At 42.6% G+C, this 14,660-nt stretch carries 11 protein-coding genes; 6 read left to right on the forward strand and 5 right to left on the reverse strand.

Annotated elements, in window-relative coordinates:
* The first annotated feature begins 193 nt into the window (after positions 1-193).
* On the forward strand, positions 194-1,417 hold the full coding sequence (locus F0145_RS06055) for a DUF1624 domain-containing protein (RefSeq protein WP_150087419.1): 1,224 nt from the start codon (positions 194-196) through the stop codon (positions 1,415-1,417).
* Between the two features lie 392 nt (positions 1,418-1,809).
* Here the strand turns inward: F0145_RS06055 and F0145_RS06060 are convergent, their stop codons facing one another.
* The 5 genes from F0145_RS06060 to F0145_RS06080 form a co-directional block, all read right to left on the reverse strand.
* Positions 1,810-2,154, reverse strand: coding sequence for an MGMT family protein (locus F0145_RS06060; protein WP_150087420.1), 345 nt, complete (start codon positions 2,152-2,154; stop codon positions 1,810-1,812).
* 84 nt (positions 2,155-2,238) lie between these two features.
* Complete coding sequence (locus F0145_RS06065) at positions 2,239-3,555, reverse strand: TolC family protein (RefSeq protein WP_150087421.1); 1,317 nt, start codon at positions 3,553-3,555, stop codon at positions 2,239-2,241.
* 42 nt (positions 3,556-3,597) lie between these two features.
* Positions 3,598-6,699 carry an efflux RND transporter permease subunit gene (locus F0145_RS06070; protein WP_150087422.1) on the reverse strand — a complete coding sequence of 1,034 codons (3,102 nt, stop codon included), beginning with the start codon at positions 6,697-6,699 and terminating at the stop codon, positions 3,598-3,600.
* Between the two features lie 24 nt (positions 6,700-6,723).
* Positions 6,724-7,836: an efflux RND transporter periplasmic adaptor subunit gene (locus F0145_RS06075; RefSeq protein WP_150087423.1), complete on the reverse strand. Its 1,113-nt coding sequence runs from the start codon at positions 7,834-7,836 to the stop codon at positions 6,724-6,726.
* A 586-nt stretch (positions 7,837-8,422) separates the two neighbouring features.
* Positions 8,423-9,103, reverse strand: a complete 681-nt coding sequence (locus F0145_RS06080; protein ID WP_223815844.1) for a response regulator transcription factor — start codon at positions 9,101-9,103, stop codon at positions 8,423-8,425.
* Between the two features lie 346 nt (positions 9,104-9,449).
* Between F0145_RS06080 and F0145_RS06085 the strand changes: the two genes are divergently transcribed.
* The 5 genes from F0145_RS06085 to serA all read left to right on the forward strand — a co-directional run bounded on the left by F0145_RS06085 (position 9,450) and on the right by serA (position 14,610).
* The gene (locus tag F0145_RS06085; protein ID WP_150087424.1) at positions 9,450-9,794 is read left to right on the forward strand and encodes an STAS domain-containing protein; all 345 of its coding nucleotides are present in this window, start codon (positions 9,450-9,452) and stop codon (positions 9,792-9,794) included.
* Between the two features lie 162 nt (positions 9,795-9,956).
* Positions 9,957-10,304 (forward strand): STAS domain-containing protein, encoded by a 348-nt coding sequence (locus F0145_RS06090; RefSeq protein ID WP_150087425.1) that lies wholly within the window; start codon positions 9,957-9,959, stop codon positions 10,302-10,304.
* Between the two features lie 10 nt (positions 10,305-10,314).
* On the forward strand, positions 10,315-10,656 hold the full coding sequence (locus F0145_RS06095; RefSeq protein ID WP_150087426.1) for an STAS domain-containing protein: 342 nt from the start codon (positions 10,315-10,317) through the stop codon (positions 10,654-10,656).
* A gap of 708 nt (positions 10,657-11,364) precedes the next feature.
* Complete coding sequence (gene bshA, locus F0145_RS06100; protein WP_150087427.1) at positions 11,365-12,501, forward strand: N-acetyl-alpha-D-glucosaminyl L-malate synthase BshA; 1,137 nt, start codon at positions 11,365-11,367, stop codon at positions 12,499-12,501.
* Between the two features lie 216 nt (positions 12,502-12,717).
* Positions 12,718-14,610 (forward strand): phosphoglycerate dehydrogenase, encoded by a 1,893-nt coding sequence (gene serA, locus F0145_RS06105; protein ID WP_150087428.1) that lies wholly within the window; start codon positions 12,718-12,720, stop codon positions 14,608-14,610.
* The last annotated feature ends 50 nt before the right edge of the window (positions 14,611-14,660 follow it).

The following is a 14,660-nucleotide window of genomic DNA, read 5'->3' on the forward strand; positions in this document are numbered from 1 at the left end:
TTGCATTACCAATTTATTATTCATTCTGCTTACTGAAATGCTGATTAAAACCAAATCGTTAATCCATCCGGATTTTATTCTTAATCGAAAACGATTTTTTACCTGGAGATTAATAATTATAAATGATTAAAATTTTTCTGGTAATTATTGTAACTTAAAACATTAGTTTACAATAGCTTAATTAATAGCTGCTATGATAACTGTAAGCCCTAGAAAATCGACACCAACGTTCCGGGTACCTGTATTGGAAAACCCCAATCGCATTAGTTCTATTGATTTTTTGCGCGGATTGGTTATGATAATTATGGTTTTGGATCATGTGCGGGCTTTCTTTCATGCAGATGCCCATGGAGCAGACCCCATGAATATGGAAACAACTACCCCTCTTTTGTTTTTTACACGGTGGATTACCCACTTTTGTGCCCCAACTTTTGTGTTTCTCTCGGGTATTTCGGCGTATAAAGCCGGGGAAAAGCTCCAGACTACAAAAGCACTTTCTTTGTTTTTACTATCGCGGGGGCTTTGGCTTATCTTCCTGGAAGTTACCTTAATCACCTTTGGCTTAACTTTCGATATTTATTACCGCATGATGGTTTTGCAGGTAATTTGGGCCATTGGAGTAAGTATGGTGGTGTTGGCGGGCTTAGTATTTTTGCCGCGGGCTGCTATTCTAACTTTTGGAATATTGCTGGTAATCGGTCATAATCTTCTCGATTCGGTTCAGGTAACTGCTCCACCTTTAAACTTTTTATGGTCGGCTTTGCACGTACCGGGTATGCTGCATCCAGACCCGGATTTTACAATTTTTATGATTTACCCGGTTTTGCCTTGGATAGGATTAATGGCGCTGGGATTTTACGCGGGCAAATTATACCGGAATAATTTTGAAGCAACTACTCGTAGGAGCATATTGGTACTGGCGGGGCTTGGTTGTATAGCGCTTTTTCTGTCGCTAAGGTTTACGCAGGCTTACGGCGATGGTCAGTTGTTTGAACACCAATCCGTTATCTGGAAATCAGTATATGATTTTTTAAACACCACCAAGTACCCACCTTCGTTTCATTTTTTATTGATGACGATTGGTCCGGCTTTGTTGCTCCTGGCCATTTCGGAGAACTTTCGATTTGAAGTGGCTTCAGTGCTGGTTACGGTGGGGCGGGTACCTTTATTCTTTTACGTGCTGCATATTTACCTTATTCATGCAACGGCCTATTTTGCGGCTTTAGCTTTGGGGTACACGTGGCACGATATTCAAACTTCGCAAAATTTTGGCTCATTGCCGACTGGTTTTGGTTTTAGCCTGGGCGTAGTTTATGTGTTCTGGATATTGGTACTTTTAATATTGTATCCGCTCTGTAAATGGTTTGCGCAGTATAAAGCCCGGCACCGGAATAACCCTTTTCTGAGTTACTTGTAAAATATTAAATATTAATAAAGTTCTTTCAAACGCGACTTAAAGTTCTAAATATCCCGGTATTCTCAAGAATACAGGCTGTTGTTTTCGGAATCAGGCCAATATTTAAACCAAATAGTATAAAAAGCTTTCCCTAGATACGCTCTCTGTCATTTTGAAAAAATCTATTGTTTAGATGTTCTTACAGGCAACTAGCGTTAAAAGGTATATTACCTTCTTGATTTTCTAACCAAAAGGTCCTTCCAGGATGACAAAAATAAAGGTGTGTTTTATGGAAGGTAATATTTACTATTTGGTATTAAGCCTGGTTTAATTAAAGACTTTAATCAGCAAGGTTAAGCAGTTAATAATATTGGGGCGAAATATAAAGGATAAAATATACAAGGTAGCAGTAGCTACAAAAGCTCTTTGGCTGGGTCCCAGAAAAGTTTATCGAAATTTACTACCCGATCGTCTTTTACCTCAATGCCTTCCTGCTCCAGACTTTCCTGCATAGCGGTAGGAGTGGCAAAATGCTGCTTGCCGGTAAGCAAGCCATTGCGGTTTACTACGCGGTAAGCCGGCACATTTACATTTTGCTGGTGCGAGCTTATAAGGGCCCACCCTACCATCCGGGCCGAACCTTTGCTGCCCAGGTAAGCTGCAATTGCTCCGTAAGAGGTAACCCGGCCCACCGGAATAAGTTTTACCACCTCAAAAACATTCTCAAAAAAACTATAATCTTCTTTTCCGGCCGGCATAGGTGAAATAAAGTTGCTTTAAAAAACACACAGCAGACGCAATAAAGGCCAGGGTTCTTAGCTAAACCCTGGCCATTTTTAGACTTATAAATTAATATTACCCGCTATTTCTTTTAAAGAAATTTCGGCGAGTTTGGCTTGGTACATGGCCGTGCTTAAACGCACCTGGGCAGCCACCAGGTTTAATTGGGCTTCCCGGAGTTCGATGGGTGCAATACTACCTATTCTAAATTTATCGAGGGTAATATCTAAGTTGCGCTGGGCAATATCTTGATTTTTGGATTCTAAATTTACCAGCGCCAGGTTAGTAGAATACGTTTGGTAAGCGGCGGCTAACTGGGCTTTAATATTCTGGTTAATTTTGTTCAAGTTTAGTTGAGAATTATCGATCCTGACAGCGGCATTGCGCTCGTTCTGACGTTGCAGAAAACCATTAAAAATATTAAGCGAAGCGGTAACGCCGTAAGTAAAGCCCCGGCCCGTATTTTGGGTAGCAAACCCCAGCGCAGCCTGCGATTGGTTAAAATTATAACCAGTATTAAGGCCAATCCGGGGAAAACGGGCTGCCCGAACTGCCTTTTGATCCAACTCGGCAATTCGCCGGCTCACCAAAGCCGCCTGTAAGGACGGGTTCTGTTGTATGGCCCGCTCCGACATTTGCGCCAACGTTAAATTATTATCAATAATAACCGTATCGGCTACTTTAAAGGCAATATTTACATCGCGGGCCAATAGTTCGTTCAACAAAATTTGGGTATTCCGGTAAAGGTCTTGCTGCCGCAAATAATTGGTAGTATCGGTATTTAAATCTACTTGCGCATTTAATACTTCTAAGCGGGCAGCTTTACCAATCTCAAAACGGCTTTGGGCGGTTTTTACCCGAAACCGCGAAATATCGATAGCGGTTAAGTTTGCCTGTAGTTGTTGTTGCTGTTGTACCAGCGCAAAATAATTGGTAATAACATCGGCTACCCGCCCCAGTATGGTTAGTTGCAACTCAGCTTCGCCCAGCCGTTGAAATTCCTGTAACTGGTTGTAGCGGGCAAACATACCAAACCCGTCAAAAATATTCCAGGTTAAACCTACGCCGTAGTTCAGGTTAGAACTGCGCGCATTGTTTCGCTCTTGCACTTCGCCGTCGGCCCGCACCTGCCGGCTGTTCTGAATGCTGTTGTTGTTGGTTAAAGTACCCGTAACGGCCGGCAGTATACCGGCATTCGCCAGGTTTACATTATTTTTATCAATCCGGAGATCGTTGGCCGAAAGCTTAATATCATAATTATTTTCCAGGGTAATTTTAACGGCGTCTTCCAGGGTTAAGAGTTCCTGGGCCTGACTTTTATTAACCACTCCTGCGGTTAATAAAAGCAGACTGCACAGGAAAGCAAATTTTTGCTTCATATTATATTGAATGGATGGTAAGCTACAGATTTAAATATTGGTTTAGTGTACCAGTTCTTTTTCAAAAGCTTCGGCTTGGGCCAGCTCCGGATTAGGTTTGTACTCGCGCGACCACATGGCGTAAAATGCCGGAATCACAAACAAGGTCAGGATTAACGAAAACATGGTTCCGCCTACAATTACAATACCCATCCCCATTCGGCTTTGCGCAGCCGCGCCTAAGGCCATAGCAATAGGCAAGGCCCCCAGCGCAATCGCCAAACTGGTCATTAAAATAGGCCGCAAACGCGCTTCGGAAGCTTCCAGAATAGCTTCGGCTTTAGATTTACCCTGTTCTTTCAAATGGTTGGCAAATTCCACAATCAAGATACCGTTTTTCGTAACCAAACCAATGAGCATGATGGTACCAATCTGGCTGAAAATATTCCAGGTCTGGCCAAACAACCACAGCGATAACATGGCACCGGCCACCGCCATCGGAACGGTAATAATAATAATCAACGGGTCGATAAAGCTTTCGAACTGGGCCGCCAGAATCAGGTAAATTAACAATAAGGCTAAACCAAAGGCGAAGGCGGTGTTGGAACTACTTTCGACAAAGTCGCGCGACTCCCCACCCAAATCCGTGGTAAAAGTAGGATCAAGTACTTTGGCGGCAATTTCGTCCATGGCTTCAATGCCATCGCCAATACTTTTACCCGGGGCTAAACCCGCCGAAATGGTAGCCGACATATACCGGTTGTTGTGGTATAATTGCGGCGGACTGCTGCGTTCTTCTAACTCAACCAGGTTATCTAACTGAATAAGCTGGCCGCTGCTGCTCCGGACAAACAACGAAGTTAAATCCATGGGGTCGTCCCGATCAGGCCGATCGAACTGTCCCATTACCTGGTATTGCCGTCCGTTCATAATAAAATAACCAAACCGCTGGCCACTGAGCGATAATTGCAAGGTCTGGGCCACATCAATCACCGAAACGCCTAAACTTTGAGCTTTTTCGCGGTCAATGGTAATATTTATTTCGGGTTTGTTAAACTTCAGGTTTACATCGGGGTTAGATAAGGCCGGATGCTTACTGGCTTCTTCTAAAAATTCCGGTATTTTTTCTTCCAGCTTTTTAAATGTTTGTGCCTGAATAATGTACTGAATAGGCTGGCCGCCCCGGCGGTTTACCGAGATAGTAGGTTGCTGGGTTACCGTAGTCCGGGCTTGCGAATAACGCCGCGTCATTTTAGTTAGGTGGTCTGCCACATCTTTTTGCGAACGTTCCCGCTCACTCAGGTCTTTCAGCGTTAAGCGCATCATACCGTTGTTAACCGAGCCGGCCCCGCCAAAGCCCGGCGACGTAATTACCAAGTTTACTTTTTTCTCCGGAATAGAATCGTTTACCAATTGGGTTAATTCTTCCATAAACCGATCGGTATATTCAAAAGAAGAGCCTTCGGGAGCGGTTACCATTACCCGTAACATACTGCGGTCATCGTAAGGCGCGGTTTCTTTTTGCAGCGTAATATAAAACAAAACAATTATGCCAATACATATACCTACAATCGGGAAACTGAGCCATTTGCGTTTCATAAAGCTAGCCAGCGACTCTGCATAACCTGTATTCAGCTTCTGAAAATAAGGTTCGGTAAACTCATAAAACCTCGATTTTTTGTGGCCGCCCTTTTTCATCAGGTAGGCATTTAGCATGGGGGTTAAGGTTAAAGACACAAACGCCGATATTAATACCGCGGCCCCAATTACTACCCCAAATTCCCGGAATAAACGGCCCACAAAACCTTCGAGAAAAATTACTGGTAAAAATACCGCCGCCAGGGTAATAGAAATAGAGATAACCGCCAGGAATATTTCGTTCGAGCCTTTAATGGCCGCTTCAATCGGCGACATGCCTTCTTCTACCTTTTTAAAGATATTTTCGGTAACTACAATTCCATCGTCCACCACCAAACCGGTAGCCAGTACAATTGCCAGCAGCGTAAGCACGTTTACCGAGAACCCGGCCAGGTACATTATAAAGAAGGTCGCAATTAAAGAAACCGGAATATCTATTAAAGGGCGGAAAGCAATACTCCAATCGCGGAAGAACAGGTAAATAATCATAATTACCAGAATCAGGGCAATTATAATGGTTTCGGCCACCTCAATTACCGAACGCTTAATGAATAAGGTATTATCCATTACAATATCCAGTTGCAAATCCTGCGGCAAATCACCTTTCAGCTTTTCGAACTGGTCGTAGAAGTTACCGGCAATTTCGAGGTAGTTGGTGCCGGGCTGCGGCACGAGGGCTAAACCCACCATGGGTACCCCCGATTCGGTCATTTTGGTTTCCAGGTTTTCAGGCCCCAGTTCGGCCCGGCCCAAATCGCTAAAACGAATAATGCGATCGCCTTCGGATTTTACAATCAAATTATTAAACTGCTCTTCCGTAGACATGTTGCCCAAGGTTTTAACCATTAGCTCGGTGTTGGCGCCGCTTACTTTACCCGAAGGCAATTCTACGTTCTGGCGGTTTAAGGCGGTACGCACATCGGCTACGGTTAAGCCGTAAGAAGCCAGCTTCATGGGGTCGAGCCACAGGCGCATGGCAAAACGCTTTTGCCCCCAAATTTGCACACTACTTACGCCCGGAATGGTTTGTAAACGCTGCGAAATTACGTTTTCGGCGTAATCACTTAATTCCATCTGGTTGCGGGTCTGGCTCCTTACCGTCATGGTAATAATAGGTTCAGAGTCCGCATCAGCTTTAGAAACTACCGGCGGCGCATCAATATCCTGCGGCAAATTACGGATAGCCTGCGACACTTTGTCGCGCACATCGTTGGCCGCTTCTTCCAGGTTTTTCTCCAGGTTAAACTCAATATTAATATTGCTCCGGCCCTGGTTACTCGTAGAAGAAATATTCCGGATACCATCGATGGAGTTAATGGCTTTCTCCAGCGGTTCGGTAATCTGGGATTCAATAATATCGGCGTTAGCACCGGAGTAACTGGTGCTCACCGACACAATAGCCGGGTCGATAGACGGATATTCCCGGACACCCAGGAACGTATAACCAATAATGCCGAATAAAATCAGCATCAGGTTAATTACTATCGTAAAAACCGGCCGCTTGATACTGGTGGTTGATAAACTCATATATCAGATAAATACTAAATAGAATTACATGTTAGTCACTTTAACTTTTACCGGGGCATCCGGTTTCAGGGTCATGATACCCGTGGTTAGCACGGTATCGCCGGCTTTTAAGCCAGAGGTAATTAATATATCTTTTTCGGTGCGGGTTGAGGCTTCTACCATTACTTCTTTGGCTTTACCGTTTTCGGTTACAAATACTTTTTTACCGTTTTGCACCGGCACAATGGCTTGCGTTGGCACAAGCAGGGCATCGTTTATGGTAGTTAAAGGCAACAGCACATTGGCAAATGAGCCTGGCCGTAAGGTGCCTTTGGGGTTTGCTGCCCTGGCTCTTAATTGTAAAGTACGGGTAGTTGCTTCTATACCGGGTTCAATGGCGTAAACTTTGGCGGTATATTTTTCGGTTGTACCGGCCACTGTAAAGGTAATTTCAGTATTATTTTTAACCTGGTTGGCATATTTTTCGGGTACCGAAAAAGTAAGTTTTATTGGGTCGGTATTAACCAGGTTGGCTATTATGGTTTCGGGAGTAAGGTAGCCGCCCGCTGATACATTACGCAAGCCAATGCGGCCCGAAAAAGGTGCCCGAATAGTGGTTTTGGCTAACTGCGCCTGGATTAATTGGGTTTGCGCCTGCAACGATTTTAATTCAGCCGCCGCTACATCAAGTTCTTCGCGGCTGATAGCTTCTTTTTGCAATAGCAACTGCGCCCGGCGGGCATTTTCGGCGGCCAGACTTTGGCGGGTTAACGCTTGCGACAGTTGGGCCCGCAATTCGGTATCGTCTACTTTTACCAGTACCTGGCCTTTTTTAACCAAACTACCTTCGTCAAAAGTAATACTCTGAATAATACCGGCTACCTGGCCCCGCATTTCTACTTGCTCGTTGGCTTCGATAGATCCGGTAACGGCTAAGGTATTGGCAAATTCCTGGGGCTGTACCACTATGCCACTAACGCGCATGGCCATACCGCCGCCTTTGCCACCCGGTCCACCTCCCCCACGGGCACCGCCACCACCGCCGGGGCCGCCAGCACCACCCGTTGCTGCCTGGGTTTTGTTTTTATTAATCCGATAGACTACCAACGAACAAAAACCAACCAGGAGTAAGGTGTAAATAATATATTTTAATTTCATAACTAATTAAAGGTGTTTTACTTATATATAGGCTAACGAAAAGAATCAAAAACAATAACAAAGAAAACGGAAGCTTGTTCGTATCCTGGCGTTTCTAGTAGGGCTTCAATATATTGTTCCGGAGGCTAAATTTAGATGCTATAACTTATAAAACTAAATTTTTTGACCCTTATTCCGGGTAAATTATTGAATAATTATGGCGCTGCGAAGTTACCCCCTACTATTAGATCTTGTTTAGACTATTGTGATAGTAATTGGTTTAATCGGGCTTGCTTTTTATTTCACTTGCCTAAATATTACCGGTTTGGCTAATTATTTAAACCGTTATTACCATAAAGAAAATAACTTACCGGAACAGGCTGGTTAATTTTTAGGAGCAGGCTATTAAAGAGTTTTTCAGCGGAATAATATTTAAACCTACCAGAAAGCCGGCGCGCCAGCAATCTAAAATGTAGCGGAGAGGAAATAATAGCAACCAGTTAATTAACCAGACTATGCGGCAGGAATACGGTAGAAACAAAAAAACTGTTAAAGCTAAAGCCAAACTTTAACCTCAACAGTTTAACTGTTAAAAGCAGGAAAAAATCTAGCTGATAATGCCTTTGCCTATGGCATATTTTATAAGTGCGGCAGTATTTTTAGCTTTTGTTTTTTCAATAATATTTTGCCGGTGGGTTTCTACGGTTCGTTTGCTGGTAAAAATTTTATCGGCAATTTCGGCGTTGGTTAAGCCATCGGCTATTAATTTCAAAATTTCAATTTCGCGTTGCGATAAATCGCGGGTTTGTTTTTCTTCGGTATTTTCGGCGGGCTTAAAGCTGGGGCTCTTAAGTTTGTTTAAAAGGTTAAAGCCTATTTCGGAGCAAAGATAACGGCCACCTTTGGCTACAATTCTAATAGCACACACCATTTCTTCGCGGCCCGTATTTTTAAGCAGGTAACCATTGGCACCGGCATCAAATACTTTAGCAATGTAGCTTTCGTGGTCCAGCATCGAGAGCACCAGCACTTTTACCTGCGGAAATCTTTCCTGGATATAACTGGTAGCTTCAAAGCCATCCATTTCGGGCATGTTTATATCCATCAAAATTACATCGGCTTCTAAGGTTGGCAGCAGATCGATTAATTCCCGGCCGTTACCCGCCTCACCTACCACACTTACCCCATCGCTCTCGCGGAGCAATGCTTTTATACCATCCCGAATAATGGTGTGATCATCTACCAAAACTACCTTAATCAGATCTTGCTCCTGCATTGTTTCTGCCATAGCACTACTATTTTGAAAATACCAACCTAAAAATTAAAATTACAGAAAGGCCCCTAAATTATTCTGCCAAACGCTTAGCGCTTATTTAAGTTCCTTAAAAAATTAATTAAGTATAGAAGATAAAATATTAAGGGGCAACTTCTTATTGGTATCTAATCTAAAATTACGCGGTTCTACGTAGTTGCCGGTTATATATACGCATAATTATACGTTTGCAGCTAACCAAAACCAGTAAATAATACATTTCAAAGGAAAAATAGTAATAGTATCTTTGGTAAGACCTAGGTTAGGCAAGGTAATTCCGCTTTTTGTTACTTTTTGGTCTGAAATTTAATTTCATTTTTATATGAAAGTAGCAGTACACGAGGATTTGCAAAGCTTTGTAATAAAACCTTTCGGCAATTTTGAGGATGGCGATTGCCAAATGCTACAGGCCGTACTGGAGCAGGGCGCAAAAAGCCTTCGGCAACATATATTTATTGATTTAAAAGACCTGCACAATATTACAACTTCGGGCCAACGCATGTTACTGGCTTACTCCGGGCAACTGGCAGCTTTGCACCGCCTGCTGGTGTTGTTTAGCGTAAATCAGCAAATTATGCAGGCTTTTGAAGCATCTGGTCTGGCCAAAGTAATAAATATTGCGGCCAGTCTGCAAGAAGCGAAAACGCTAACCCTCACCCGAAAGTAATACCCATCTGCTTTCACCTATATAGTTGCAATTTTATTAACTAATTGATATATTGTTAGTTACCAAAACGAGACAAATAAAATATATTAGGCTTCTTACTTGTTATTAAAAGCTTTTTAAAATAATCAGCAATCAATTATTAATCTGTGAATATCTGCCTTTATGTACGTAAATAGTGAGAGAACACCCGATAGCTTTGTAATTAGCATTGAAGGCGATATTGATGCAACTACCTCTATTCTGGTAGATAATGAAATAAGCAAAATATATGATTTGCCGTTAAAAAACCTTTGGATTGATTGCTGCCAGGTAAAATATATTTCATCGGCCGGAGTGGGCGTTTTTATCTCGCATTTGCAAAAGCTGAAGAAGCACAAAATTAACATGACTTTATACGGTCTCAAGCCGAAACTAAAATCTATTTTTAAAGTACTCGGATTAGAGCATTATCTTTCTTTACAACCCGAGTTTAAAGATTTAGCCGACCAGACCGTAGAAGATTTAGATTAACACAAAACAAATGGAGCTATACCACGAAATAAAAGCGCAGGCTTATGTCCTTATTTTATCGGGCAACCTGGATGAGCACAATGCCGGCGAAATAGATAACCTCTTAAAAAAAGCCATTAAGAGCCGGAAAAAAAACTTGCTGATTGATTGCCGTAATCTTAATTATATTTCATCGGCTGGGTTAGGAATATTCTTGTCGAACTTGCCCGAGTTAAAAGAAAAAGAAATCAGCCTTATATTCTTCGGCATGAAGCCGGGCGTACGCCAGGTATTTTCGTTCCTGGGCCTGGATGCCGTTTTGACGATAAAAGATAACCTGGAAGAAGAACAATACGATGAAACCCTAATTTAACTTAAACGACTGGTAATAATATGGTTATTAACAATAAAAAAAGGTAAGAGCGCTTGAAAAAAGCGCTCTTACCTTTTTTTATTGTTAATTATCGATCTTAATCATATTATACCAATATTAAGTAGGAATTGCGTTTTAAGAACAATAAAATAATTACAACCACATATCCACCCACCGCGGTCATTCTGGAAGAATCTTATTGGCTGGCTACTAATAAGATTCTTCCAGAATGACCGCGGTGAGTGGTACAGACTTTACTTTGTTTAAAAGCGCAGTATGCATTTGATAAGGGTATTATTAAGTGAGTTAAGCGCTTACATTATTATAGTCACGTTGCGCTTGTCGAAATAGGTGAATCTACTTTACTGTAATAGATCCTTCGGCAACCTCAGGATGCCCCAGTAGTAAACAATTAAGCGCAAGTTTCGTTTTGTAGGGAAATAAATAATGACATGCTAAAACGTTAATGAAAGAATATTCTATTAACTAACAATCGCCATTCTACATGCAACAAACCGTTGTTAAGCTGCCTTAATTCTAATATCTAAAATTAAATATTTCCTTTCCAGATTAGTATGGCCCGGCGAATTTTACTTTAATCAAAACAATTTACTTACTTTGGAGTCTAATAATTTATTCGGGTCATAGATTAGCCTTATTTAATTAGACCTTCGTACAAATAGTACACTTTAACGTTTTCCTGCATTCATGAATATAGGTATTGTTTGTTACCCCACCTTTGGCGGCAGTGGTGTGGTAGCCACCGAACTCGGAAAAGAACTGGCTTTAAAAGGCCACCGGGTACATTTTATAACATACAGCCAGCCCGCCCGGCTCGATTTTTTTAACGAAAACCTTTTTTACCACGAAGTTATAGTTCCCTCCTACCCGCTGTTTCAGTACGACCCGTACGAACTGGCTCTGGCGAGTAAAATGGTAGATATAGTACAGTTCGAAAAGCTGGATGTGCTGCACGTGCATTATGCTATTCCGCACGCCTCGGCGGCCTTTATGGCCAAACAAATATTAAAAACCAAAGGCATTCAGATTCCGGTAATTACCACCTTACATGGTACCGATATTACGCTGGTCGGTAAAGATCCTTCGTTTGAGCCGGTGGTAACCTTTAGCATTAACCAGTCCGATGGCGTTACGGCTGTTTCGGCGGACCTCCGCACCGAAACCTACAACCATTTCCGCATCGAAAAAGACATTGAAGTAATTCCGAACTTTATTAACCTGGAGCGTTTTCAGCGGCAGCGCAAAGAACATTTCAAAACCGCCATTAGTCCGTTTGGCGAAAAATTGCTGGTGCATACTTCTAACTTCCGCAGCGTAAAGCGCGTGCAGGATGTAATTAAAATATTTTACAAAGTGCGCCAGCAAATTCCCAGCAAGTTGCTGATGGTAGGCGACGGACCAGACCGCATTAAAGCCGAAAAACTTTGCCGCAAACTCGATGTATGCAGCGATGTCCGTTTTTTAGGTAAGCTCGAAGCCGTAGAAGAAGTACTTTCGGTAGCCGATTTGTTTTTAATGCCTTCAGAAAAAGAAAGCTTTGGTTTGGCTGCCCTCGAAGCTATGGCCTGCCAGGTACCGGTAATTTCGTCTAACGCCGGCGGCATACCCGAATTAAATATTCATGGCGTAACCGGATTTTCGAGCCCCGTAGGCGATGTAGCCGATATGGTAAAGAATGCCCTTTTTATACTGGATGATGCCAACTTGCCCCAGTTTAAAGCCAATGCGCTGGCTCGCGCCAAAGACTTTGAAACCAGTAAGATTGTGCCATTGTACGAACAGTTTTACCAGAAAATAAAAGACGCCCAAATGGTAACCGTTTAAAACCGGTATCTTTCTTATTCTAATATGTAAAATAAAATCCTGCCCGCAACGGCAGGATTTTTAATTTTGGCCCGCAAAAGTTTCGGATTTTGATTCTTAATCAAGCTGCAGGGGGTGTTTACTTAAAATTTTGAATAATTTATCCTGATGTTTAGATAAATTATAAAAAATACAGAACTTAGCGGCTCCATAGCTACTCCAACATTCTATTATTTTATGAGCAAAGACAAATATTTTATTATAGACTTTGACAGTACCTTTACCCAGGTTGAAGCATTAGATGAATTGTGTGAGATTGCTTTACACGACGACGAAAATAAAGACCAAATATTGCAGGAAATTAAAAACCTGACCAACAGCGCCATGGAAGGTAAAAGTTCTTTTACCGAAGGCCTGACCAAACGCATTGCTTTACTGAAAGCTCATAAAAAGCATTTAGCGCCACTTATTTCCCGGCTCAACACCAAAGTATCGGAATCTATTAAGCGCAATCCCGAATTTTTTAACCAGTACGCCGACAATATTTTTATTGTATCGAGCGGCTTTAAAGAATTTATTACCCCTATTGTTACGCAGTACGGCATTAAAGAAGAAAATATTTACGCCAACACTTTTGAGTACGACGAGCAGGGCAATATTATTGGTTTCGACCAGGAAAACGTGCTTAGCCTGGATAAAGGTAAAATAAAGTTGCTGGAGAGCCTGGCCTTGCAGGGCGATGTTTACGTGCTGGGCGATGGCTACACCGATTACGAAATAAAAGAAGCCGGATTGGCCAATAAGTTTTATGCTTTCACCGAAAATATTACCCGCGACAATGTAGTGGCCAAGGCCGAACACATTGCCCCCAGCCTGGATGAATTTTTATACCAGAACAAATTACCGATGGCTATTTCTTATCCTAAAAACCGCATCAGCGTGTTGCTGCTCGAAAATATTCACCCTAAAGCGGTAGAATTATTTAAACAGGAAGGCTACCAGGTAGAATCCATGACCGGAGCCATGAACGAAGAAGAACTGTGCGAGCGAATTAAGAACGTATCTATTCTGGGTATCCGGTCTAAAACGCAGGTAACCGCAAAAGTACTGGCCAACGCCAATAAATTAATGAGCGTAGGCGCTTTCTGCATAGGTACCAACCAAATAGACCTGAATACCTGTGTGCAGTCGGGCATTGCCGTATTTAACGCGCCTTACAGCAACACCCGCAGCGTGGTTGAGCTAGCCATTGGCCAAATAATTATGCTGGCCCGTAATATTTTCCCAAAAAGCGAAAAAATGCACCAGGGCGAATGGGACAAATCGGCTACCGGCAGTTTTGAAGTGCGGGGCAAAAAATTAGGCCTTGTGGGTTACGGCAATATTGGCGCGCAATTATCGGTTATAGCCGAAGCGTTGGGCATGGAGGTATATTATTACGATGTGGTAGAGAAACTGCAACTAGGAAATGCCCGCAAATGTAATACCTTAAAAGAATTATTAGGCTTAGCCGATTTTGTATCGCTGCACGTAGACGGTCGCGCCAGCAATAAAAATATGTTTGGCGCTGCCGAGTTCGAAGCCATGAAAGACGGGGCTATTTTCCTGAATTTAAGCCGTGGCCACATTGTAGATATTCCGGCCCTGGTACAAAACCTGAAATCCGGCAAAATAAAAGGTGCCGCCGTAGACGTGTTCCCGTACGAACCGAAAAATAATGCCGAAGAGTTTGTGAATGAATTACGTGGTTTACCCAACGTAATATTAACGCCGCACATTGGCGGCAGCACTTCCGAAGCCCAGGAAAATATTGCCAATTTCGTACCCAACCGGATTATGCAATATATTAATACCGGCAATACGTACCAGAGCGTAAACTTCCCGAATATTCAGTTGCCTGCCTTGGTAAATGCCCACCGACTAATTCACATTCACGAGAACGTGCCAGGCGTTCTGGCCAATATTAATAATGTGCTGGCCGGCAATCACGTTAATATTCTGGGCCAATATTTAAAAACCAACGAACACATTGGTTATGTAATTACCGACATTGATAAAGAATACGACAAGAACCTGATTGCGGACCTGAAAAGCGTACCCCATACCATTAAATTCCGGATTCTTTACTAGACATTAGTAGCAGGTATCTGGTAGCAGGATTAAATAAATATAAGTCCTGC

Source organism: Adhaeribacter rhizoryzae, from assembly GCF_008629685.1.
In the GTDB taxonomy this organism is placed as follows: Bacteria; Bacteroidota; Bacteroidia; order Cytophagales; family Hymenobacteraceae; genus Adhaeribacter; species Adhaeribacter rhizoryzae.